The sequence below is a fragment of the Ferrovibrio sp. genome (genome assembly GCF_019636075.1).
GTDB lineage: Bacteria > Pseudomonadota > Alphaproteobacteria > Ferrovibrionales > Ferrovibrionaceae > Ferrovibrio.
On sequence record NZ_JAHBYG010000037.1, the window covers coordinates 1 to 22,550 of the forward strand.

The 22,550-nt window shown below is 63.3% G+C and carries 19 protein-coding genes; 3 read left to right on the forward strand and 16 right to left on the reverse strand.

Going from position 1 to position 22,550, the window contains the following annotated elements:
- Together KF827_RS14620 and KF827_RS14625 are read left to right on the forward strand one after the other, a co-directional pair.
- Positions 1-1,151 (forward strand): 3'-5' exonuclease (locus KF827_RS14620; RefSeq protein WP_291006972.1); only part of this gene is annotated, 1,151 nt, incomplete at its 5' end.
- Between the two features lie 32 nt (positions 1,152-1,183).
- On the forward strand, positions 1,184-2,086 hold the full coding sequence (locus KF827_RS14625) for a 50S ribosomal protein L11 methyltransferase (protein WP_291006974.1): 903 nt from the start codon (positions 1,184-1,186) through the stop codon (positions 2,084-2,086).
- 9 nt (positions 2,087-2,095) lie between these two features.
- Here KF827_RS14625 and KF827_RS14630 read toward each other — a convergent pair whose 3' ends face one another.
- The 5 genes from KF827_RS14630 to KF827_RS14650 all read right to left on the reverse strand — a co-directional run bounded on the left by KF827_RS14630 (position 2,096) and on the right by KF827_RS14650 (position 8,331).
- The gene (locus tag KF827_RS14630) at positions 2,096-2,677 is read right to left on the reverse strand and encodes an RSP_7527 family protein (protein ID WP_291006976.1); all 582 of its coding nucleotides are present in this window, start codon (positions 2,675-2,677) and stop codon (positions 2,096-2,098) included.
- Positions 2,678-3,092: 415 nt separating this feature from the next.
- Positions 3,093-3,449: an RSP_7527 family protein gene (locus KF827_RS14635; RefSeq protein ID WP_291006978.1), complete on the reverse strand. Its 357-nt coding sequence runs from the start codon at positions 3,447-3,449 to the stop codon at positions 3,093-3,095.
- Between the two features lie 193 nt (positions 3,450-3,642).
- Positions 3,643-5,790 (reverse strand): NAD-dependent DNA ligase LigA, encoded by a 2,148-nt coding sequence (gene ligA / locus KF827_RS14640; protein ID WP_291006980.1) that lies wholly within the window; start codon positions 5,788-5,790, stop codon positions 3,643-3,645.
- The gene (gene recN / locus KF827_RS14645; protein WP_291006982.1) at positions 5,787-7,478 is read right to left on the reverse strand and encodes a DNA repair protein RecN; all 1,692 of its coding nucleotides are present in this window, start codon (positions 7,476-7,478) and stop codon (positions 5,787-5,789) included. The genes ligA and recN overlap by 4 nt, the downstream gene beginning before the upstream one ends.
- Positions 7,479-7,509: 31 nt before the next feature.
- Complete coding sequence (locus KF827_RS14650) at positions 7,510-8,331, reverse strand: outer membrane protein assembly factor BamD (protein WP_291006984.1); 822 nt, start codon at positions 8,329-8,331, stop codon at positions 7,510-7,512.
- Between the two features lie 394 nt (positions 8,332-8,725).
- On the opposite strand from KF827_RS14650, the gene KF827_RS14655 reads away from it, so the two are divergent.
- A complete protein-coding gene (locus tag KF827_RS14655; protein ID WP_291006986.1) occupies positions 8,726-9,130 on the forward strand; it encodes a helix-turn-helix transcriptional regulator in 405 nt (134 codons plus the stop codon).
- A 165-nt stretch (positions 9,131-9,295) separates the two neighbouring features.
- Here KF827_RS14655 and lpxC read toward each other — a convergent pair whose 3' ends face one another.
- The 11 genes from lpxC to mraY all read right to left on the reverse strand — a co-directional run bounded on the left by lpxC (position 9,296) and on the right by mraY (position 22,532).
- Positions 9,296-10,249, reverse strand: a complete 954-nt coding sequence (gene lpxC, locus KF827_RS14660; RefSeq protein WP_291006988.1) for a UDP-3-O-acyl-N-acetylglucosamine deacetylase — start codon at positions 10,247-10,249, stop codon at positions 9,296-9,298.
- 182 nt (positions 10,250-10,431) lie between these two features.
- Positions 10,432-12,222: a cell division protein FtsZ gene (ftsZ, locus tag KF827_RS14665; protein ID WP_291006990.1), complete on the reverse strand. Its 1,791-nt coding sequence runs from the start codon at positions 12,220-12,222 to the stop codon at positions 10,432-10,434.
- Positions 12,223-12,336: 114 nt separating this feature from the next.
- The gene (gene ftsA / locus KF827_RS14670; RefSeq protein WP_291006992.1) at positions 12,337-13,578 is read right to left on the reverse strand and encodes a cell division protein FtsA; all 1,242 of its coding nucleotides are present in this window, start codon (positions 13,576-13,578) and stop codon (positions 12,337-12,339) included.
- A gap of 19 nt (positions 13,579-13,597) precedes the next feature.
- A complete protein-coding gene (locus KF827_RS14675) occupies positions 13,598-14,539 on the reverse strand; it encodes a cell division protein FtsQ/DivIB (RefSeq protein ID WP_291006993.1) in 942 nt (313 codons plus the stop codon).
- On the reverse strand, positions 14,527-15,444 hold the full coding sequence (locus tag KF827_RS14680) for a D-alanine--D-alanine ligase (protein ID WP_291006995.1): 918 nt from the start codon (positions 15,442-15,444) through the stop codon (positions 14,527-14,529). Before KF827_RS14680 ends, KF827_RS14675 begins: the two co-directional genes overlap by 13 nt.
- A complete protein-coding gene (gene murB / locus KF827_RS14685) occupies positions 15,441-16,388 on the reverse strand; it encodes a UDP-N-acetylmuramate dehydrogenase (protein ID WP_291007057.1) in 948 nt (315 codons plus the stop codon). The genes KF827_RS14680 and murB overlap by 4 nt, the downstream gene beginning before the upstream one ends.
- Entirely contained in the window at positions 16,388-17,824 is a 1,437-nt protein-coding gene (gene murC / locus KF827_RS14690; RefSeq protein WP_291006998.1) for a UDP-N-acetylmuramate--L-alanine ligase, read from the reverse strand. The genes murB and murC overlap by 1 nt, the downstream gene beginning before the upstream one ends.
- Positions 17,821-18,963, reverse strand: coding sequence for an undecaprenyldiphospho-muramoylpentapeptide beta-N-acetylglucosaminyltransferase (murG, locus tag KF827_RS14695; protein WP_291007000.1), 1,143 nt, complete (start codon positions 18,961-18,963; stop codon positions 17,821-17,823). Before murG ends, murC begins: the two co-directional genes overlap by 4 nt.
- Positions 18,960-20,084, reverse strand: coding sequence for a putative lipid II flippase FtsW (gene ftsW / locus KF827_RS14700; RefSeq protein WP_291007002.1), 1,125 nt, complete (start codon positions 20,082-20,084; stop codon positions 18,960-18,962). The genes murG and ftsW overlap by 4 nt, the downstream gene beginning before the upstream one ends.
- Positions 20,081-21,436, reverse strand: a complete 1,356-nt coding sequence (gene murD / locus KF827_RS14705) for a UDP-N-acetylmuramoyl-L-alanine--D-glutamate ligase (protein WP_291007004.1) — start codon at positions 21,434-21,436, stop codon at positions 20,081-20,083. The genes ftsW and murD overlap by 4 nt, the downstream gene beginning before the upstream one ends.
- Before the next feature lie 7 nt (positions 21,437-21,443).
- Positions 21,444-22,532, reverse strand: coding sequence for a phospho-N-acetylmuramoyl-pentapeptide-transferase (gene mraY / locus KF827_RS14710; protein WP_291007006.1), 1,089 nt, complete (start codon positions 22,530-22,532; stop codon positions 21,444-21,446).
- Positions 22,533-22,550 lie beyond the last annotated feature (18 nt).

The following is a 22,550-nucleotide window of genomic DNA, read 5'->3' on the forward strand; positions in this document are numbered from 1 at the left end:
AACGCTTCCTCACCATCGGCCTGAAATATCGCGTGATCGGTGGCCTGCGGTTTTATGAGCGCCGCGAAATCCGCGATGCCATCGCCTATATCCGCGTGCTGATGCAGCCAGACGACGACCTGGCCTTCGAGCGGATCGTGAACCTGCCCAAGCGCGGGCTGGGCGACACGACGATGCAGGTCATCCATCGCCTGGCGCGGCAGGCCGGCGGCTCGCTGGTGGCCACGCTGATCAACCTGCTGGATACGGATGAGATCAAGCCCAAGCCGCGCGCCACCTTGAAGGCGCTGTTGGCGGATTTCGCGCGCTGGCGCGGCTTGCTGGAAACTTTGCCACATACCGAAGTGGCGCAGATCATGCTGGAAGAATCCGGCTATACCGGCATGTGGCAAACCGACAAATCGCCTGAAGCCGCCGGGCGGCTGGAAAACCTGCGCGAATTGATCGGCGCGCTGGGCGAGTTCGAGAATTTTCAGGGCTTTCTGGATCACGTGGCCTTGGTGATGGATACCGAGGCAACCGACGGCCAGCCGATGGTGAGCATCATGACTCTGCATGCCGCCAAGGGCCTGGAATTCGACTATGTATTCCTGCCCGGCTGGGAGGAAGACCTGTTCCCCAGCCGCCGCTCGCTTGAAGGAAACGGAGTTTCCGGCCTGGAGGAAGAACGCCGCCTGGCCTATGTGGGCCTCACCCGCGCCCGCATCCGTGCCCTTATCAGCTTTGCCGCCAACCGCCGCATCTTCAATCAATGGGCCAGCGCGATGCCCTCGCGCTTCATCGATGAATTGCCAGCCGCGCATATCGAACAGCGCGCTCAGCCCGGGCTTTACGGCGGCGGTGCCAAGGCGCCGAGCTTCGGTGGTTTCGGCGGCCGGATGAGCGAACCGAAAACCGGTTATGGCGGCCATAGCTGGCAATTGGGCCGCGACGCAAGCCGGGGCGGCACGATCATCCAGGGCAAGGCGAAACGCATCGATGACGAGGCCGGGCCGTCGCGCGGACCGAGGCATTTCGAAATCGGCGAGCGGGTGTTCCACGAAAAATTCGGCTATGGCCGCATCCGCGCCGTGGATGGCGACAAATTGCTGGTGGCTTTCGAGAAAGCCGGTGAAAAAAAGGTGATCGACCGGTTCGTGCAATCGGCGTGACACCCAATCGGCGTGACAGGAGATTCTGTGTGATGGCGGAATTCTGGTTCGTGGAAATCGAGATGGGTTTCCCGCAACTTGCGCCCTTCGAAGAACTGCTTGGCGAAACCGAGGACAGCGTTGCAGTCTCTTCCTACGAAGTGGCACCGATGCCCAATCCGGATGACGCACATTGGCGCCTGCAGATCCTGTTCGATGCACCGCCCGACATGAAGGCCTGGAAACAGCGGCTGGCCGGCATCGCCAAGAGCATGGGGCTGAAGGATGCGCCGATCAGCGGCGGCCACCTGCCGGATCAGGATTGGGTGCGCCATACCAATATCGTGAATGCGCCGATCCATGCCGGCCGGTTCTATCTCTATGGTGCCCATGATGCCGGCTCCACGCCGCCGGGTGCCAAACCGCTGCTGCTGGATGCCGGCCTGGCTTTCGGTACCGGCCGGGCGCCTTCCACCTATGGCTGCCTGCAAGCCATCGATATGCTGGCAAAGCACAAGGCATTCCGTAGCACGCTGGATTTCGGCTGCGGCTCGGGCGTGTTGGCCATGGCGGCAGCGCGCTGCATGCCGGCCGATGCGCTGCTGCTGGCCGCCGATATCGATCCGGTAGCGGTGGAGGTGGCAAAAAACAATGCGCGGCTGAATGGCCTGGGCGCCCGCATCCAATGCCTGATCGCAAATCGGCCCGACGCTCCGCTTTTGCGGAAGGCCGGGCCGTTTGATCTTGTGCTGGCGAACATCCTGGCCGGTCCGTTACGCCGTATGGCCCGCGACCTTTCCCGCCGTGTCGCGCCCGGCGGGTATCTGGTTCTATCGGGCCTGCTGGCGCATGAAGACGCTGCCGTCTTCGCCGCCTATCGCAGCCAGGGTTTGCTGCTGCAGAAGCGCATCGCCCGCGAGGGCTGGCACACGCTGGTCCTGCAGCGCCGGCACTAAGCTGGCCGATCAGGCGACGACGCGCTCGCCGACAGTTTCCTTGACCTGCTTGGCAACCACGGCGCCGGCATTCTCGTTGGCGGCCGGATCGGCCTTGGCAACAGCCGTAACCGGATGCACCGGGCGATAAACCTGGCCATCAACAGCGGCCGGAATGTCGCCACGGCACAGGCCCATATCCTTCAGGTCGCGGTCGGGCATGCCGTAAAGCTCGGCCATCGCAGCCTGGCGCGGCGAACCATATTGCAGCCAGGCAAACAGCTTGCGCGCACCAGTGCCGATCAGATGGCTGATCTGGTAGATCACTTCCGCAATCGCTTCGGCGCGCTGGAAGCGCACATCGGCCTCGATCTCGGCAAAGCTGAGCGGGCGCTCCCAAGGCTGTTCCTCAACCGCCGGCTTGGCAGCCAAGGCCTGCTTCAGGGCGGCAAAACCGGCCCTGGCCAGATCGGCAATCGCCTGGGCACGCAGGCGGCGCGCATAGGCCTCAATCTCGATGGTGCTGGGGTGGCGATGATCTGCAAGCTGCTCAAGCAGCGAAGCGGTGGGGTTGGCGGGCTGGTTAGCCTGGGGGCGGGTCATCTGGTTCATGGCATACTCCTGGTCTGGCGCGACACGGATGCCTGATCTCGTAACGATTCCTACCCAACACTTGAGACATATATTGCAGTGCAACATGAGGTTTTTCAAGAGAGAAAATATGTGATTTTCGTGAAAAATTTTTTGTGCATGTGCGAAATGCACAATAGTTAAAATTTAATCGGCATCGCTTAAAATTATATCAAAAGTATTCGGAAAGAATTCGTTCCAATAAAAATAAAAGCCGGGCCGGTACAGTTTCGGGAAAACCCGATCCGTACCTGACCCGGCGTAGGGAGGAACTTAAACTTTACTGACGCTACTCTACTCGGTCACTGCAATCAAACTCACTGTACTGTTACCAACTCTACTCTACGCTACTGAGACTTAAACTTACGCACTTTGCGAGACGGTACTGGTACGGAAATCAGGCAGCCTGACGCGGCACGAGGCGGACAACCTCGGCGCTCTTGACGGTGGCATTTTCGTTGGAAGCATCGGCCTGCACCACCTTGGCGGCGCGCGGGCGATACACCTTGCCGGCTACGGCGGCATCAATTTCGGCGCGGTTCAGGCCGATATCGCGCAGCATGGCATCATCGAGACCACGCAGCTCGGCTACGGCACGCTGATGGTCGCGCCAAGCCTTGAGGCGGGCAAATACCGACTTAGCGAACTTGGCCACCGCCTCGGCACGCAAGCGGCGCGCCTGGGCTTCCACCTCAACGGCGCTCAGCGTAGCAGCCTGGGTAAAAGCATCGAACTGGGAACGGGCGGCAAACATTTTCATCTCCATCTTCGACCGGGGTTGTTGTCGGTCACGGGACTGATATTGCACTGCACCCATGAAACAACAATGGCTTAGTTTAGAGTGCTGCAATGCAAAAAATGCATAGGTCGCGTTTTCCGCGCATATAATCCGCATAAGGATTGTTGTGATATCAAATTGATTGGATTGGCTTTTCAGCCCGGAAGGCTCAGCCCTCGATCAGGGCCAGCCATTCATCCTCGGTCAAAACCTTAACGCCGTGTTTATGCGCCTCGGCCAGCTTGGAACCCGCGCCGGGCCCAGCCACCAGAAAATCGGTCTTCTTGGAGACCGAGCCGGCCACTTTGGCGCCCAGTGCCAGGGCCCGGGCCTTGGCCTCGTCGCGGGTGAATTTCTCCAGGCTTCCGGTGAACACCACGGTCTTGCCCGCCACAGCGGAATCCTGGCTGGGCTTTTCCACCGGCTCCACGGTGATTTCTGTCAGCAAGTTGTCGATCACCGCCCGGCTCTGCGCCCGGGTGCAGAAACCGACAATGGCTTTGGCAACAACCTCGCCCATGCGGTCGATGCTGTTCAGATCGCCCCAGGCTTCGTTCTGGGCTGCAGCTTCATTTGCCTTGGCGGCATCCATGGCTGCCAGCCATGCATCCGGCGCGCCGTAATGCATGGCCACCAGGCGCGCGCGCTCCTGCCCCACATGGCGGATGCCCAGGGCATAGATGAAACGGTCGAAACCGATGGAGCGACGCTGTTCGATGGCGCGCAGCAGATTGCCCACGGATAATTCGCCGTAACCTTCTTTTTTCATCAATGCATCGGCATGGCGTTGCAGCTTGAAGATATCGGCCGGCTGCTTCAGCCAGCCCCATTCATAGAAAGCGGCGATCTGTTTTTCGCCCAACCCTTCGATATCGAAGGCCTGGCGCGACACGAAATGCCGCAAGCCTTCCGTGGCCTGAGCCGCGCAGCTCACGCCGCCAGTGCAGCGCCGCCGTGCATCGGCCTCGCCGGCTTCGTCCACCTCGCGTTCGGCCGGCGCCCCGCAAACCGGGCAGCGGGTGGGGAATGCGAAGGGCAAGGCATGCTTGGGCCTATGCTCCAGCACCACGCCCACGATCTGCGGAATGACATCGCCGGCGCGTTGCACGATCACGGTATCGCCCACCCGCACATCCTTGCGGGCGATCTCGTCTTCGTTATGCAGCGTGGCATTGGATACCAACACACCGCCCACATTGATCGGCTTCAGTTTGGCCACCGGGGTAAGCGTGCCGGTACGGCCCACCTGGATGTCGATATCCTCCAGCAGGGTCTGGGCCTGTTCGGCGGGAAATTTATGGGCAATCGCCCAGCGCGGGCTGCGCGATACGAAACCCAGCCGCTCCTGCCAGTCCAGCCGGTTCACCTTGTAAACCACGCCATCGATATCGAAGGCCAGGCTGGCGCGGCGCGCGGCAATATCGGCGTAATAAGCCATCAGATCCGCCACCGAATGGCAAAGCAATGTATGCGGATTCAGTGTAAAGCCCCAGCTTTCCAGCTTGTGGCGTGCCCCGGTCATGGTATCGGCCAGCGGCGCCGACACATCGCCCCAGTAATAGCCGAAGAAGCGCAAGGGCCGTTGCGCGGTTATGTCGGGGTTCAACTGACGCAGCGAGCCGGCCGCGGCATTGCGCGGATTGACCGGAATGCGGATGCCGGCAGCCGAAAGCCCCTTGGCTTCGCGTTCACGCGCCAATTCCTCCTGGCGTTCCCGGAAAGCCAGAAAGTCGCCGCGCTCCATATACACTTCGCCGCGCACCTCCAGCACATCGGGCCAGCCGCTGCCCTTCAACTGATGCGGCACCCCATGCTTGAGCGTCTTGATATTGGCGGTGATATCCTCGCCTTCCTGGCCATCCCCACGGGTGGCTGCGCGCACCAGCACGCCCTGTTCGTAGCGTAACGAGGCAGACAGGCCATCGATTTTCGGCTCGGCCAGAAAAGCCAAGGCAGCATCTTCCGGCAAATTCAGGAAGCGCCGGATGCGCCCGACGAAATCCGCCACCTCGCCTTCGCTGAAAGCATTGTCGAGCGACAGCATGGGTTTGACATGGCGCACTTTGGAAAAGCCAACAGATGGCGCCGCCCCCACACGCGACGACACCCCCAGCGGATCGGAGAGTTCTGGAAACTTCGTCTCGATTTCCAGCAGGCGGCGCTTCAGCGCATCGTATTCGGCATCGGAAATGCTGGGCGCATCCTCGGCATGATAGCGCTTGTCATGCTCGGCGACTTCTTCCGACAGCCGCTTATGCTCAAGCTTGGCCAGCCGGGGCGTGAGTTCATCCACCGGCTTTGCGCGTTGCCGGCTCATCCCGCCTGGGCCAGCAGATCGTCGGCGGCCGCGCGGGCCGCATCGGTGATGGTGGCACCGGCCAACATACGGGCGATTTCCTCGCGGCGCTGGTCGGCATCCAGCGGCGACACATCGGTAAGCGTGGTGCGCGCCTTGGCCGGCCCGGTCTCGCGCTTGGCGATGCGCCAATGAAGGATGCCCTTGGCCGCCACTTGCGGCGAATGGGTAACCACCAGCACCTGTACGCCGCCCGCCAACTTGGCCAAACGTTCGCCCACGGCAGCGGCCGTAGCGCCGCCTACGCCGCGATCCACCTCGTCGAAGATCAACGTGCCGGCATCGCCGCGCCCGGCCAGCACCACGCGCAGCGCCAGCATGAAGCGGCTGAGTTCGCCGCCCGAAGCGATCTTGGCCAGCGAACCTGGTGCGCCGCCCTGGTTGGTGGCTGCCAGGAAGGTAACGCGATCGGCGCCATCGGGGCCCCATTGTGCCTCGGGCAGAGTATCCACTGCCGTGGTGAATTTCGCCGCACCCAGTTTCAGCGGTGCCAGTTCGGCAGCCACTGCCTTGTCTAGCTTCGCTGCGGCCTTGCGGCGTGCCGCGCTCAACGCCTCGGCGCGGGCATGATAGGCAGCGCGCGCCTGCTCGGTGGCCGCTTTCAAGCGCGAAAGATCGGCGGATTGGTTTTCCAGCGCGCGAATGCGGGCATGGAAATCCTCCGCCAGAGCAGGCAGCGCGGCCACGGCCACATTATGCTTGCGGGCGGCGGCGCGCAGGGCGAACAACCGCTCTTCCACACGTTCCAGCTTTTGCGGATCGAGTTCCAGGGCACGCGCGGTCTCTTCCAGGCGCGACGACAATTCAGCGGCCTGATCCAGCGCAGCGGAGGCTGCGGCTAGTGCTGCATCGAACTGCCCCGATGCCTTGTCGGCCACGCGCTCCAGGGCCCGCATGCAGGCACGCAGGCGCTGTTCCACACCGCCGGATCCCGAACCGCCATGCAGGGCTGCCTCGGCCTCCTGCATCGCCGCTGCCAGCTTCTCACCGGCCTGCAACAGGCCGCGCTTGGCCGCCAGTTCCTCTTCCTCGCCTTCCTGCGGCGCCAACTCGTCTAGCTCGGCAGCCACATGGCGCAGGTAATCTTCGTCGCGCCGCGCCTGCTCGGCCTGGGCCTCTGCCTCGCGCCAGGCGGACTCAGCCTCGCGGAAAGCCCGATGCAGGCCTTTCAGTGCCGCCGCATCCTTGGCCAGGCCGGCATAATCATCCAGCAATGCACGGTGGATGCTGCTGTCGGTCAGCCCCTGCTCGTCATTCTGGCCATGGATTTCCACCAGCGTATCGCCAAGCCGGCGCAACAGCGCCACGCTCACCGGCTGGTCATTGGCGAAGGCGCGGCTTTTGCCATCGGCGGTTACCACTCGCCGCAGCACGATACCGTCTTCGCCAGCCTCCAGGCCCTGTTCGTCCAGGATCGCATTGGCGGGGTGTTTGGCATCTACCTCGAAGCGGGCGCTCACGCTGCCCTGGGCTGCACCATTGCGCACCAGGCCGGCATCGGCGCGGCGGCCCAAAGCCAGGCCCAAGGCATCGAGCAGGATGGATTTGCCCGCGCCGGTTTCACCCGTCAGCACGCCAAGGCCGGGGCCGGATTGCAATTCCAGCCGCTCGATCAGAACGATATCGCGGATGCTCAGATTGGTCAGCATCGCCTGGGCTCTGCCTGCATAGGGCTCTGGATCAGAAAATGCGGCTGAGCCAGGAGCCTTCCTTGGCCTCGGGTTTCATGTTCTTGCCGGTCAGCATGGCATATGTGTCCACATACCATTCGCTGCCGGGAAAATTATAGCCCAGCACGGCAGCAGCATTCTGCGCCTCATCCACCACGCCTAGCGCCAGATAGCATTCGGTGATGCGATGCAGGGCTTCCGGCACATGGGTGGTGGTCTGGAATTTCTCGATCACGGTCTTGAAGCGGTTGATCGCCGCGATGTACTGGCCCTGGCGCAAATAATAGCGGCCGATATTCATTTCCTTGCCCGCAAGATGATCGCGGGTGAGATCGATCTTCAGCCGTGCATCGCGCGCATATTCAGAGGTGGGGAAACGCTGCACCACCTGATTCAGCGCTTCCAATGCGCGTTCGGTGGTCTGTTGGTCGCGCGCCACGTCGGCAATCTGCTCGTAATAACTGATTGCCTTCAGATAATAGGCATAGGGCGCATCCTTGTGGCCGGGATGCAGCTGGATGAAGCGGTCGGCGGCCGAAATCGCTTCGTCATAGGCATTGTTCTGATAGAAGGCATAAGCGGCCATCAACTGGGCCTTGGTGGCCCAGGTGGAATAGGGATGCTGGCGCTCAACTTCGTCGAAGGCCTCGGCAGCCTTGCTCCATTGCCCCGTGCCGGCCAGATCGGCAGCCCGATTGTAAAGCCGGTCCACCGGCTCCTCCACATAGGGCTTTTCATCGGCGGAACAGCCAGCCAAAACCAGCGCAAGCAGGCAGCCTGCGGCCAGGTGTCGCCAGTTCTCGGGAATCGAACGCAGTATCGGCTTCAGCATCGCGCAATCTGTGTCATGCCGCCCCCTTAAAATCAAGCTGGGCCCACAACTTGCGCCAAAAGACCGCCACGTGGAACGAGCAGATAGAACAACCGGTAAGTGAGACGATTATTTTCCGCCTGAGCCCGAAAAATCCTGATAGTACAGCTTACTAGATAATTATGACAAATTTTGACACAATTAGTAGCTGCACGTCATATACTTACGAACGATTTTCCAGGGTGTGGAATTGGCCTACAACTTGATTCGTCCAGTGGTTGGCTAAAAAAATGATCGGGGCCAAAGCTGGGTAGTCTGGGTTTCGCTGGCGATGCTCCGCGATACGGCCGGGCGGCAGACCGGGCAGGTGGCAAAAAATGCCAGATGCCCGAGGAGATTCATGAGGATACTTTAAATGGGCAAGATCGCCACACGGGTAGACGAATATGTTGGTGAACGCATCCGCGCTCGCCGCACCGAGTTGGGCCTGACCCAGGAAGAGCTGGCGAACGCACTCAAGATTTCCTACCAGCAGGTGCAAAAATACGAAACCGGGGCCAATCGCGTCAGCGCCGGCCGCCTGTTTGAAATCGCGCAGCGCTTGCAAGTCGAGATGGCCTATTTCTTCGAAGGCCTCGAGCAAAAGCTCGAAAGCCGCCCGATGGAACATGGCGGCAAGAACCGCTCCACCATCGAATTGGTGCGCAATTTCTCCGAGATCGAGGATAACAGCATCCGCTCTGCGGTGGCCGGCCTGATCAAGAGCATCGCGCAGCGCAATAAGGATGAGGAAGACATCATCCCCCTGATCAATCGCTGAATGCAGGCGCGTTGAGCGAAGGCTCACGTGCCAGGCATTAGGCTGCTGATCGCCTCCCCTCGCCTGCCAGAATAGCAGAGACGAAAAAAAGCCGCCGGATAACCGGCGGCTTTTTTGTTGGCATCACGATCCGGCTGCGCGCCGGGTGATTGGCCGTGGGAAGGATTACAGCGCAGCTTCCGCAGCAGCACGCGGACGGGCGCCGAATTCCATGGTGCGGAAACCAGCAGCGGCATCGCGCGGCTTGCCATGGGTGGTCCAGGCAAAAGCCGACTTGTCGGCGAACAAGGCCTTCAGCAGGCGGTTGTTCAGCGCGTGGCCGGAACGGCAGCCCTCATAACGGCCGATGATCGGGCCGCCGGCGAGATACAAATCGCCCAGCGCGTCCAGCGCCTTGTGGCGCACGAATTCGTCGTCATAACGCAGGCCATCGTCGTTCAGGATACGATCGGCACCCACCACCACGGCATTTTCCAGCGAGCCGCCACGGGCCAGGCCCATGGAACGCATCTGCTCCAGTTCCTGCAGCAGGCCGAAAGTGCGGGCGCGGGCCAGATCGCTCTTGAAACGACCGGCCTCGAGGCGGAACTCGGCCACCTGACGGCCGATCACCGCATTGGCGAATTCGATTTCGAAACCGAGCGAAAAACCTTCATCGGGCAGCAGGGCCGCACTAGCAGCGCCTTCGCGCACTTCCACCGGCTTCAGCACCTTCAAGTAACGGCGCGGCGCCACCTGGTCGATCAGATCGGCGCATTCGATCAGGAACACGAAGGGGGCGGACGAGCCATCCATCACCGGCACTTCCGGGCCGTCGATATCCACCAGCACGTTATCCACACCCAAGCCGGCGAAAGCCGCCATCAAATGCTCGATGGTGCCCACGCTCACGCCCTCGCCCGCACTCACAGAGGTGCAGAGGCGCAGGTCGGAAACCTGGTCGAAACGGGCCCGCACCAGCGGCTGGCCGGGCAGATCGATACGGCGGAACACGATACCGGTATCAGGCGCGGCCGGATTGAGCGTCATGCTCACGGCAGCGCCGGAATGCAAACCAATGCCAGAGCATTTGATGCGGTTCTTGAGTGTCTTCTGCGCGGTCTTTCCGGACGTGAGCACTCGGAAGCCTCCTGGCCTTGTACTTGGCGCCATCCCCCCAAACGAATCGGACCGGGCGCCAGACATGATTACGGGGATGGTTGTAGCAACCATCCCCGTCAGCAACAAATCACTCTGTGTTTCCAATTGTTACGCCAAACCCTCGCGTAAGGCTTTGGCGCAGCAGCGTTTTTTACGACACCTCAATTCGCCTGACGGCGCAGGAAGGCCGGAATGTCGAGCAGGTCTTCCTGCTGCGCCCGGGGCGCCGGCTGACCAAGACCACCAGCCGCCGGTTGAGCGCCCAGCTGGGCGGACGGCTGCATCGCGGCGGCTGGCTGAGCGGCTTCCACGGGGGCAACCACCGATTCCGGCTGAGCAGCCGTCATCGGCCGGGTCGGCGCGGTCATCTGCGGCAGGGTGAATTGCGGCTCACGCTGGGGCACCGGCTGCTGCGGCTGGGCCGGCGCTGCGGCCGGCGCCGCGCGGCCAAACATGCGGCCGATGATGCTGATCGCCTTGCGACCCTCGCTGGGCTTGATCACCTCGGCGTCATTGAACAGGCCATTCTGGGGCGCCAAGCCTTGCGGAGCCGGGGCTTGCGGAGCCTGAACCGTCTGGGCCTGGGCTACGACGGGAGCCTGGGCAGGAGGCGCGAACACCATGGCAGCCGGCGCGGCCTGAACCGGCGCTTCAGCCATCACCGGCTGAGCCAACGGCGCGACGGCTTCAACAGCCGGCGCAGCTTCGGTCAGCGTGGCGGGATCAAGCACCGGGGCGGCGGCAACCACATCACGGGCCTGAGCCAGTTCGGGCGACACGGCAACGGCCGGAGCAGGCTGCACAACCGGTGCCGCAACAGCCTGGGCAACCGGAGCCTGGGCAACAGCCACCGCAGGAGCAGCAGCCGGAGCAGCAGCCTTGGGCGCCAACGCGGCAGAAGCGATCAACGGCTGCACGGCCGGGCGCGGCTGGGCTGCGGTGGCCGGGGTGATCAGACGCAGCTTCGGCTCGGGATTGATCTGCTGGGCGGCATCGATGCCGGTAGCCACCACAGAAACCCGCATGCGGCCATCCATGTTCGGATCCAAGGTGGAACCGACAATGATATTGGCCTCGGGGTCCACTTCCTCGCGGATGCGGTTGGCGGCCTCGTCCACCTCGAACAGCGTAAGGTCGCTGCCGCCGGTGATGTTGATCAGCACGCCGCGCGCGCCCTTCATGGAGATGTCGTCGAGCAGCGGATTGGCGATGGCGCGCTCGGCGGCCTCGATGGCGCGATGATCGCCATCGGCCTCGCCAGTGCCCATCATGGCCTTGCCCATCTCGCTCATCACCGCGCGCACGTCGGCGAAATCGAGGTTGATCAGGCCGGGCATCACCATCAGATCGGTGATGCCGCGCACGCCCGATTGCAGCACGTTGTCGGCCATCTTGAAGGCATCGGCGAAGGTGGTCTTTTCATTCGCGATGCGGAACAGATTCTGGTTCGGGATGATGATCAGCGTATCCACATACTGCTGCAACTCGCGGATGCCGGCATCGGCCAGCTTCATGCGCTGGCTGCCCTCAAACGAAAACGGCTTGGTCACCACGCCTACGGTGAGGATGCCCAACTCCTTGGCGGCGCGGGCGATCACCGGGGCGGCGCCGGTGCCGGTGCCGCCACCCATGCCGGCAGCCACGAAAGCCATATGGCAACCCTGCAGATGCTCGGCGATCAGCTCCATCGACTCTTCAGCTGCGCCGCGGCCGATATCGGGCTTGGCGCCGCAACCCAGACCCTGGGTGAGCGCCACGCCGAGCTGGATGCGCCGCTCGGTGAGCGACATGTTCAGTGCCTGGGCATCGGTATTGGCGGCGACGAATTCCACGCCGCCCAGTTGCGAGGCGATCATGTTGTTGACGGCATTGCCGCCTGCGCCGCCCACCCCGAAGACCACGATACGGGGCTTCAGTTCCTTGGTGGCCGGCATGCTGAGATTGATACCCATCGTATTGTCCTCCAGGGTTACAAGTTGGATTGACCGAGAATGCAGCGTCGCGCAAGCGACTTGCATTCAGGCGCATGGATGTTGGTTTTTTCGATACCGCTCATTTCCATGCCCTCAAAAATTTGCCTTCAGCCAGCGGCCGATTCGCGCCATCGCACCGGCCGGCGCAGGGTCCGGCTCGCTCAGGTGATAGACGCGCTGGACCTGCTCCTGCAGGGCATAGGTGAGTAGACCGGCACAGGCCGAGAAGGCTGGCCCGCCGGTCGCCTCGGCCAGACCGCCGACTCGTATCGGACGCCCCAGCCGGACCTGTTTGTCGAGAATGCGGGCGGCCAGTTCGCGCACGCCCTGCAACTGGCTGGCGCCGCCGGTGAGCACCACACGGCGGCCGGCCAGCCTTTCGAAACCCGATTGCGCCAGGCGCTCGCGCACCTGCTCAAGCGTTTCCTCCACGCGCGGCTTCACAATGCCCGTAAGAATCGAGCGCGGCACCGGGTTCTGCGCGTGTTCGTCGATTTCGCCCACCTGCGGCACGTCGATCATCTCGTTTTCGTCGGCCTGGCTGGGCAGAACGGTGCCATACAGGGTCTTCAGCCGCTCGGCATGGGCCAGCGGCGTGGACAGCCCGCGCGCGATATCGTTGGTGACATGAGCACCGCCCAGCGGCACCACATCGGCATGCACCAGCTGGCCATCGTAGAACACCGCCAGGCTGGTGGTGCCGCCGCCCATGTCGATCAGGGTGCAGCCCAGATCCATCTCGTCTTCCACCAGGCAGGCCAGGCCGGCGGCAAACGGCGCCACCACCCGGCCCGAGATGCGCAGATGGCCGCGCGCCACGCAGGTGGCCAGGTTACGCAGCGGGCCGGTGGCCGCCGTGATCACATGCATGTTCACGCCCAACCGCGAGCAGGCCATGCCGCGCGGCTCCTTGATGCCGCGCGAACCGTCGATGGTGTAGCCCACCGGGATGGAATGCAGGATCTCGCGGTCGCCCGGCTGATCCATGCGGCGGCCTTGATCCAGCACATGCGCCACATCGGCGTCGGTGACCTCATGGCCGTCGATGGCCAGTTCCACGCCCATGGTGTGGCTTTGCGGGTTGCCGGCGCTGACCGAGACGAACACGTCGCGGATGGTTTCGCCGCACATCCGCTCGGCGGTTTCCACCGCGGCGCGGATCGAGGCCTCCGCCGCGTCCATGTCGATCACATTGCCCGAACGCAGGCCGCGCGAGAGCTGGTGCCCGATGCCGATCACCCGCAGCGTGCCGCCATCGGCGCGGGCTATGAAGCAGCAGACCTTGGACGAACCTACATCCAGGCCGGCGATCAATCCGTTACGCGATACCGCCATGTCCTACGTCCTTCCCCCATCAAGTGCGTTTGGCCGCGGGCTTTTTTGCCCCCGGGCCAGCCGCAGGCGGTTCCGCCTCCGGCGCCAGTTTCACGATCAGCCGGTCATCCAGCCGCAGGTCGATGCTTTCCAGATCGCGGCGCAGCAGCCCGAAGCGGCGCTCCAGATCGAGCAACCGGGCCCAGGCGGTTTCCGGATTATTCTCCGGCAGCTTCACGATCACGCCATTGTCGAATTCGATATCCCAGCGCCGCTCGCGCACGCGGATGGCATTCACCACGCGCTTGCCCAGCACCGGATCGGTTTCCAGCATGCTGATCAGCGCCGCCGCCTTGTCGGAAGCTCCGGGCCCCACCAGACGCAGCAGGCTTGCGAAATCGGCGCGGTCGTCGTCGTCCAGCACACGGCCGCTGCGATCGATCAGGCGCACTTGATGATCGATCTGCCAGCGCGCGAACGGCTCGCGTTCCTCGATCTCGATGAACAGTGTATCGGGCAATTGCCGCCACACCGTGGCGTATTTCACCCAGCCCAGCGCCTCCACACGCTTGCGCAGCGCATCCAGGTCGATGGACAGGATCGGGTCACCGCGTTCCACTTCGATGGCAGCCTGCAATGCTTCCACCGGCGTATGCTGGCGGCCGCTCAACGCGATCTCGCCCACCCGCATATCCACCAGAGCGCCGGCCATGCCAATCAGCGCCTGGGCCTCGGCGCGGGCGCGCTGCAGCCAATCGGTTTTCAGCCACAGATAGCCGACCGCACCGCCGGCACTCAGCAGCGCCACGAAAGCAACGCCCAACCGCATGCGCCGCCACAGCACGCTGCGCGGCTTGCGGCGTGCCGGCGGTAAGGGCCGGCAATAGCCCTTGGGTCGCGCGCCCATATGCATTCCAGGCGGCGGCACCGGATCGGCCGGCGCGCAGGGGCGATCACCAGGCAGGATCACTAGCGGCCGCATGAGGCATCCTCCACCATCCAGCGCACCAGTTGACCGAACGAGATACCATTATGCGCGGCGATCTCGGGCACCAACGAAAGCGGCGTCATGCCCGGCTGGGTGTTGATCTCCAGCAGATAGAAACGCCCAGGCTCGCCTTCGGTATCGTCGTAGCGCCAATCGGAGCGCGTCACGCCGCGGCAGCCAAGCGCCAGATGCGCTTCCAGCGCCAGAGCGCATACCTGTTCATAGGCATCCTTGTGGATCGGTGCCGGCATCAGATGCGTGGCCTTGCCATCGGTGTATTTCGCTTCGTAATCGTAGAAGCGGCCATGGGCACGGATCTCGATGGCACCCAGCACCTGCGCGCCCATTACCGCCACCTGGATTTCGCGGCCGGGAATATAGCGTTCTACCAGCACGGTTTCGCCGAAGCGCCAGGCCGCATCGTCCTGCGGCTGGTAATTGTCGCCCGCCATCACGATATGCACGCCCACCGACGAGCCCTCGTTCAGCGGCTTGATCACATAGGGATGGGCAATCACCGGCCCGGCGGCGAAAGCCGAACGATGCACCACCTTGCCTTCCGCCATCGGCAATCCATGGCCGGCCCAGACCGCCTTGGCCATCGGCTTGCTCATCGCCAGCGCCGAGGCTAGCACGCCGGAATGGGTATAGGGGATGCCAAGCATTTCCAGCAGGCCCTGCACGCAGCCATCCTCGCCGTAAGGACCATGCAGCGCATTGAAGGCCACATCGGGCTTCAGCGCCGACAATTGTTCGGCCAGATCGCGCCCCACATCGATAGGCGTGACCTTGTAGCCCTCTTCCGCCAGTGCCTTGGCACAGGCACGGCCCGATGTAAGCGACACCTCACGCTCGGAAGACCAGCCGCCCATCAGCACCGCAACATGCAGCTTGCTCATTGCGGCACCTCCAAATTCTCATTGCTAACAGCAGGCACGCCGATGCGGCGGATTTCCCAATGCAGGTCTATCCCGCTGGCCTCGAACACACGGCGGCGCACGGTCTCGCCCAGATTTTCCAGATCGGCGGCGCTGGCATTGCCGCGATTGATCAGGAAGTTGCAATGCTGCTCGCTCACCTGAGCATCGCCAATCACCAGACCGCGGCAGCCGGCGGCATCGATCAATTCCCAAGCCTTGCGGCCCGGCGGATTGGCGAAAGTGGAGCCGCCGGTTGCGCTCTTGATCGGCTGCGTGGTTTCGCGCGAGGCCTGAATCTCGGCCATGCGTGCGGCAATCGCGCCGGCATCGCCGGGCCGCGCCTTCAGCCGGGCGCCGGTGAAAATCCAATCGGCCGGGATGCTGCAATGGCGATAGCCGAAGCCCATATCCTCAAGGCTCAGTTGATGCAGCTGGCCTTCGCCATCCAGCGCCTCAGCCGCGATCAATACGTCGCGCATCTCGCTGCCATAAGCGCCGGCATTCATGCGCAGGCCGCCGCCGATGGTGCCGGGAATGCCACGCAGGAATTCCAGCCCCGCCAGGCCGGCGCGCTGCGCCGCCAGCGCCACCGCCACATCGGAGGCTCCGCCGCCGGCCTTGATGCTTTCGCCATCCACAGCGATGCTGCCAAAACCCTTGCCCAGCCGGATGGTGACGCCCGGAATGCCGCCATCGCGCACCAGCAGATTCGAGCCCACGCCGATCACGGTGAGCGGCAGATCGCGCGGGCGCTCGCGCAGGAAATGCGCCAGGTCTTCCACATCCACCGGCTTGAACAGAACTTCCGCCGGCCCACCGACGCGAAACCAGGTAAGATCGGCAAGCGACACGCCTGCGCTATAGCCGCCGCGCGTTGCTGGCAGTTGCGCGATCAGATCGTGGCTATGGCGCCGGGCCGTCATCATGCGGCCTCCATGCGCTTGCGCAGTTCGGCCGGCAGGGCATTGGCCCAGTTGGTGATGGTGCCGGCGCCCAGGCAAACCACGATATCGCCGGACACGGCTTCGTTCAGCACCAGCGCCGGCAGATCTTCAGGCGCTTCCATGCCCAACACGCGACGATGCCCGCGCGCGCGCAAGCCTTCCACCAAAGCTTCGCGGCTGACGCCGATGATCGGCGCTTCGCCTGCGGCATACACATCGGCCACGATTACCGTGTCGGCATCGTTGAAACAGGCGCAAAAATCCTCGAACAGATCACGCAGGCGGGTATAGCGATGCGGCTGCACCACGGCGATCACCTTGCCGCCGCCTTTACCGTCTCCCGGCCCAATCGCCTGGCGCGCGGCGGCCAGCACGGCGGAGATTTCCACCGGATGATGGCCGTAATCGTCGATCACCGCGATGCCGCCCGCTTCGCCCGTGCGGGTGAACCGGCGCTTCACGCCCTTGAACTCGCCCAGAGCGCGGCGCAGCACATCGGCCTCGAAACCCATTTCGCGCGCGATAGCGGCAGCCACCAGCGAATTCTGCACATTATGCCGGCCATACATCGGCAGATGCACATCGGTGATGACATTGGTATCGCCGGCCAATCGGTCGGCATAATGCACGTCGAAATGCGCGCCCTTGTTATCGAAGCGCAGGTTCACCGCGCGCACATCGGCCTGCGGCGAAAAGCCGTAAGAGATGATGCGGCGATCCGTCACCCGGCCGATCAGCGCCTGCACCTCGGGATGATCGATGCACAAAGCCGCGAAGCCGTAGAACGGAATCGATTCCACGAATTGCTTGAAGCCTTCGCGCACCTTGTCGAACGAGCCGTAATGATCCAGATGCTCGGGATCGATATTGGTGACGGCGGCTATGGTGGCCGGCAGCTTCAGGAAGGTGCCGTCGCTTTCATCGGCCTCCACCACCATCCATTCGCCCGAGCCGAGCCGGGCATTGGTGCCGTATGCATTGATAATGCCGCCATTGATCACCGTGGGGTCTAGGGCTGCGGCTTCCAGCAGGGCCGCCACCATCGAAGTGGTGGTGGTTTTGCCATGGGTGCCGGCAATGGCAATCGACCATTTCAGCCGCATCAACTCGCCCAGCATTTCGGCGCGGCGCACCACCGGGATCAAACGAGCGCGGGCCGCCTTCACTTCCGGATTGTCGGGCTTTACGGCGGATGAGATCACCAGCACTTCGGCGGCATCCACATTCTCCGTACGATGGCCCTCGAATACCCGAATGCCCAGATCGCGCAGGCGCTTTACATTGGCATTGGCGGCGATATCCGAGCCCTGCACGGTATAGCCGAGATTATGCATCACCTCGGCGATGCCCGACATGCCGATACCGCCGATGCCGACGAAATGGATGATGCCGATATCCAGCGGCAGCGCCCTCATGCCAAACCCCTCATCGCAACACTGTTCGCTTGCGGCGCGGCCTGGCGCACCCGCATGGTTTTTTCCACCAGATCGGCCAGCGCCTGCGCTGCATCGATCCGGCTCAATTCACGCGCGGCCTGCGCCATCGCCGCCAGCTTCGCCGGCGCCGCCAGCAAAGCCGCAATCTCGCTGGCCACGCGCTCGGCAGTAAATTCCGCCTGCGGCACCAGAACCGCCGCACCAGCCCGCACCAATGCTTGCGCATTGGCGGTCTGATGATCGTCTGTGGCATGGGCATAAGGCACCAGCAGCGAGGGCCTGCCGATCGCGGCGATTTCAGACGTGGTGGATGCACCGGCACGGCTGATGAGCAGATGCGCCCGCGTCATCCGCGCGGCCACGTCGGAAAAGAAGCTGGCGGTTTCGGCAGCTATACCGCCGGCCGCATAGGCCGCGCGCACGCGCTCCAGATCTTCCGGCCGGCATTGCTGTGTCACGCGCAGGCGGCCGCGCAGATCGGCGGGCAAGCCCACTAGAGCAGCCGGTACGGCATCGCTCAGCACCCGCGCGCCCTGGCTGCCGCCCAGGACAAGCAGATTGATTTCCTCCAGCGGCGCGGCATAGCTGGCCCCTGCGGCTGCCTGCAGAATGGCCGCCCGCACCGGATTGCCGGTCAACGTGGCATCGGCACCAGCAGGCAGAAAACGGGTTTCGGCAAAGCTGAGCGCAATCGCATTCACACGTTTGGCCAGCAGACGATTGACGCGGCCGAGCACGGCGTTCTGTTCATGGATCAGGCTGGGCAGACGCAGTTGCGTCGCAGCCAACATCAGTGGCAGCGCGGGATAGCCGCCAAAGCCGATGGCAGCCGCCGGCTTCAGGCGCTTGAGCAAACGCCAACCGGCCAGAATACCGCGCAGGATATCGGTGCCGGCCAGCAGCTTGCCGGCAAAATTGCGGCCTGTGGGCGTGCCGGCCGGAATGCGATACAGCGGCACATCCTGGATGCCGCCGCCAAAGCCCTTGCCGCGCGGATCGGTAACGAAAGCCACCGCATGGCCACGCGCTGCCAATTCCGCCGCCAATGCTTCGGCCGGGAAGACATGGCCGCCGGTGCCGCCGGCCGCAAGCAGGATCGGTCCGGTCTGGGGCTTCATCGCAGCACCCCATGTTCGGGCCGCCAGCGGGTGAGCGCCAGCAGCATGCCCATGGCAAAGGCCAGTGCCAGCAGCGACGAACCGCCATAGGAGATGAAGGGCAGCGTCATGCCCTTGGTGGGCAGCAGATGCAGGTTCACGCCGATATTGATCACGGCCTGCAAACCGAATTGCACGGTGAGGCCGGCGCCGGCCAGCAGCACGAACAGGTTATTCTCGGTGAGCAACCGGCCCATGCAACGCAGCACCACGAAGGCAAACAGCCCGAGAATGAACAAACAGGCGAACAGGCCGAATTCCTCGCCCGCCACCGCGAAGATGAAATCGGTATGGGCATCGGGCAGCACATTCTTCACACTGCCCTCGCCGGGGCCGCGACCGAGCAGGCCGCCCGCGGTGAAAGCCTCCATGGCGCGCTCGATCTGATAATTCTCCTTGCCCGAAGGATCGAGGAATTTGTCGATACGCGCGGTGACATGGGGCAGAAAGGTGTAAGCGCCGAAAATGCCGGCCAGGCCCAGGCCACCCAGCACCAGCACCAGCAGCATCGGCAGGCCGGCGATGAAGAATTGCGCGCTCCACACCGCAGCCACCACGATGGCCATGCCAAGATCGGGCTGCATGGCCAGCACGCCCAGCACCAGGGCGCAGAGCGCGGCACTGATCGCCCAGCCTGGAAAGCCATTGCCGCGCCGCCATTCGGCAAACAGCCAGGCCGCCACCACCGCGAAGCTGGGCTTTACGAATTCGGAAGGCTGCAACGAAATGCCGCCGAACTGGATCCAGCGATGCGCGCCCTTCACTTCCGGGCCAAGTACGAAGGTGAGCAACATGCCGGCAAAAGCGCCCATGAACACGATCACCGCCACGCGCCGCACCCAGACCGGAGAGAGCAACGAGGTGCCGAGCATCACCAGGATGGCCGGCGCCAGGAAGATCAACTGTCGGGTGACGAAATGGAAACTGCCATAGCCGATGCGGTTGGCCACCGCCGGGCTGGCTGCCAGGGTAAGCACCGCGCCGACCGCGATCAGCGTGCCGATGGCGATCAGCAGCCAGCGATCCACGGTCCACCACCAGCGGCCGACAATAGAGGTATCGGTGCGCGACAGCGTGATCATGCCGCAGCCTCCTCGATCAGCTTGATGAACACGTCGCCGCGATGCTCGAAACTCTTGAACTGGTCATAAGACGCGCAGGCGGGCGACAGCAGCACGACAGCGCCGGGCCGCTTTTCGCTTTTGGCCAGAGCCAGCGCATCATGCACCGCGCGATCCAGCGTGCCACTCACGCTATGCGGCACGCTCGCCCCCAAAGTGGCTGCGAATTCGTTGGCGGCATGGCCGATCAGGAAGGCATGGCGGATGCGCGGAAAATACGGCGCCAGCATCTTGATGCCGCCATCTTTCGCCTTGCCGCCGGCGATCCAGTAGATCGTGTCGAAACAGGCCAGGGCCTTTTCGGTGGCCTCGGCATTGGTGGCCTTGCTGTCGTTGATGCAGGGAATGCCGGCAATCTCGGCCACTTTCTGCAGGCGATGGCGCAGGCCGGGAAAAGTGGCAATCGCCGCCAGGATGTCGGCGCGCTCAAGGCCCGCGGCCTTGGCAGCGGCATAAACCATCGCAATATTCTGGCCGTTATGCTTGCCCGGCAGAGCCGGAAAGCGCGACAGGTTTTCCACCCGCACGCCGTTTTCATACAGCACGCCATCCACCGCCGAGATGCCATCGGGCAGGATGCGCTCCACCGATACCGGCACGATGGCGCGGCCAGTCTTTTCGGCTTGCAGTGCCGCATGAATGGCCCGGCAATATTCGTCGTCCACACCGATCACGGCGGTATCGCCGGCCTTCTGGCCATTGAAAATCCGCCGCTTGATGGCGGCATAATTCTCCATGCTGCCATGGCGATCGAGATGATCGGGAGTGATATTCAGCAGCACGGCGATGCGCGCCTGCCAACCCGGCGTGAGATCGATCTGGAAAGACGACATCTCCAGCACGAAGGTATCGGCCGCATCCTGCTCCAGCACCGGCAGGCCGATATTGCCGCCCAGGGTGATCGAGCGGTTGGCCGCACGCAGCACATGGGCCAGCAAGGCCGTGGTGGTGGATTTGCCGTTGGTGCCGGTGATGCCATACACCACCGGATGGCGCTCGCGCAGAGCCAGTTCGATATCGCCGATCACCGGCACGCCCACGCGCGCGGCAGCCGTCACGCTTTCATGGGGCACCGGATGGGTGAGCGGCACGCCCGGCGCCAGCAGCAAGGCCGCACAACCGGTCAGCGTGGCGTCGTTCAACGGCACCGGTTTGAAGCCGGCCTGCTCGGCGGCCTGGCGCGAGGCTTCCGAATCATCCCATAACCGCACCTCGGCACCGCCGGCCACCAGCGCGCGCGCGGCTGCCAGGCCGCTGCGGCCGAGGCCGAACACGGCATAGGTTTGTCCCTTGGCGTGGCCGAGTGCGATCATCGCGCGGCTACCTCAGCTTCAGAGTGGAAAGCCCGGCCAAGGCCAGGATCACGGCGATGATCCAGAAGCGAATCACCACAGTGGGTTCTTTCCACCCCTTCTTCTCGAAATGGTGATGCAGCGGCGCCATGCGGAACACACGCTTGCCGGTGAGCTTGAAGGAGGCCACCTGCACCATCACCGAAACGGTTTCCAGCACGAACAGGCCGCCGATGATCGCCAGCACCAGTTCATGCTTGGTGATCACGCTGACAGTGCCCAGCGCGCCGCCTAGGCTGAGCGAACCGGTATCGCCCATGAACACCATGGCCGGCGGGGCGTTGAACCACAGAAAGCCGATGCCCGCCCCCACCAGCGCGCCGCAAAACACCGCCAGTTCGCCGGAGCCGGCCACGTTGTGGATCTGCAGGTAATTGGCGAATACCGTGTTGCCTACCAGATAGGCGATCAGACCGAAGCTGGCCGCTGCGATCATCACCGGCACGATGGCCAGGCCATCCAGCCCATCGGTGAGGTTGACCGCATTGGAGGCGCCAACGATCACGAATACCGAGAACGGCACCACGAACCAGCCGAGATTGAGCAGCACATCCTTGAAGAACGGCACCGCCAGGCTGGTATTCAGCGGCGGCGCCATGATCGACACGATCCAGATCGAAACCCCCAGGCTGATGACAATGGTGGCCAGCAGTTTCAGCTTGCCGGGAACGCCCTTAGGATTCTGCTTGGTCACTTTCAGATAATCATCGGCAAAGCCGATCAGACCGAAACCGAAAGTGACGATCAGCACCGCCCACACATAGCGGTTGGTCAGATCGGCCCAGAGCAACGTGCCGACACCGATGCCGATCAGAATCAGGAAGCCGCCCATGGTGGGCGTGCCGCGCTTGGTGAGCAGATGGCTTTCCGGGCCGTCATCGCGGATCGGTTGGCCCTTGCCCTGCTTGGCACGCAACCAATCGATCAGCGGCTGGCCGATCACGAAGCTCAGCACCATGGCCGTGATGATGGCGCCCCCGGTGCGGAAGGTGATGTAGCGGAACAGGTTGAACACCGAAAAATCATCGGCCAGGGGATAAAGCAGGTGATAAAGCATCTGTGCGCGGGTCCTTTC

Excerpts from the sequence above, each read along its gene's own strand:
- KF827_RS14625 (WP_291006974.1), top strand. The coding sequence starts at position 1,184 with ATGGCGGAATTCTGGTTCGTGGAAATCGAGATGGGTTTCCCGCAACTT.
- murB (WP_291007057.1), bottom strand. The coding sequence starts at position 16,388 with ATGACGGCCCGGCGCCATAGCCACGATCTGATCGCGCAACTGCCAGCA.
- ftsA (WP_291006992.1), bottom strand. The coding sequence starts at position 13,578 with ATGGCGGTATCGCGTAACGGATTGATCGCCGGCCTGGATGTAGGTTCG.
- murD (WP_291007004.1), bottom strand. The coding sequence starts at position 21,436 with ATGATCGCACTCGGCCACGCCAAGGGACAAACCTATGCCGTGTTCGGC.
- murC (WP_291006998.1), bottom strand. The coding sequence starts at position 17,824 with ATGAGGGCGCTGCCGCTGGATATCGGCATCATCCATTTCGTCGGCATC.
- murG (WP_291007000.1), bottom strand. The coding sequence starts at position 18,963 with ATGAAGCCCCAGACCGGACCGATCCTGCTTGCGGCCGGCGGCACCGGC.
- KF827_RS14675 (WP_291006993.1), bottom strand. The coding sequence starts at position 14,539 with ATGCGGCCGCTAGTGATCCTGCCTGGTGATCGCCCCTGCGCGCCGGCC.
- ligA (WP_291006980.1), bottom strand. The coding sequence starts at position 5,790 with ATGAGCCGGCAACGCGCAAAGCCGGTGGATGAACTCACGCCCCGGCTG.
- KF827_RS14655 (WP_291006986.1), top strand. The coding sequence starts at position 8,726 with ATGGGCAAGATCGCCACACGGGTAGACGAATATGTTGGTGAACGCATC.
- KF827_RS14680 (WP_291006995.1), bottom strand. The coding sequence starts at position 15,444 with ATGAGCAAGCTGCATGTTGCGGTGCTGATGGGCGGCTGGTCTTCCGAG.
- mraY (WP_291007006.1), bottom strand. The coding sequence starts at position 22,532 with ATGCTTTATCACCTGCTTTATCCCCTGGCCGATGATTTTTCGGTGTTC.
- KF827_RS14635 (WP_291006978.1), bottom strand. The coding sequence starts at position 3,449 with ATGTTTGCCGCCCGTTCCCAGTTCGATGCTTTTACCCAGGCTGCTACG.
- KF827_RS14650 (WP_291006984.1), bottom strand. The coding sequence starts at position 8,331 with ATGCTGAAGCCGATACTGCGTTCGATTCCCGAGAACTGGCGACACCTG.
- ftsW (WP_291007002.1), bottom strand. The coding sequence starts at position 20,084 with ATGATCACGCTGTCGCGCACCGATACCTCTATTGTCGGCCGCTGGTGG.
- KF827_RS14630 (WP_291006976.1), bottom strand. The coding sequence starts at position 2,677 with ATGAACCAGATGACCCGCCCCCAGGCTAACCAGCCCGCCAACCCCACC.
- ftsZ (WP_291006990.1), bottom strand. The coding sequence starts at position 12,222 with ATGGGTATCAATCTCAGCATGCCGGCCACCAAGGAACTGAAGCCCCGT.
- recN (WP_291006982.1), bottom strand. The coding sequence starts at position 7,478 with ATGCTGACCAATCTGAGCATCCGCGATATCGTTCTGATCGAGCGGCTG.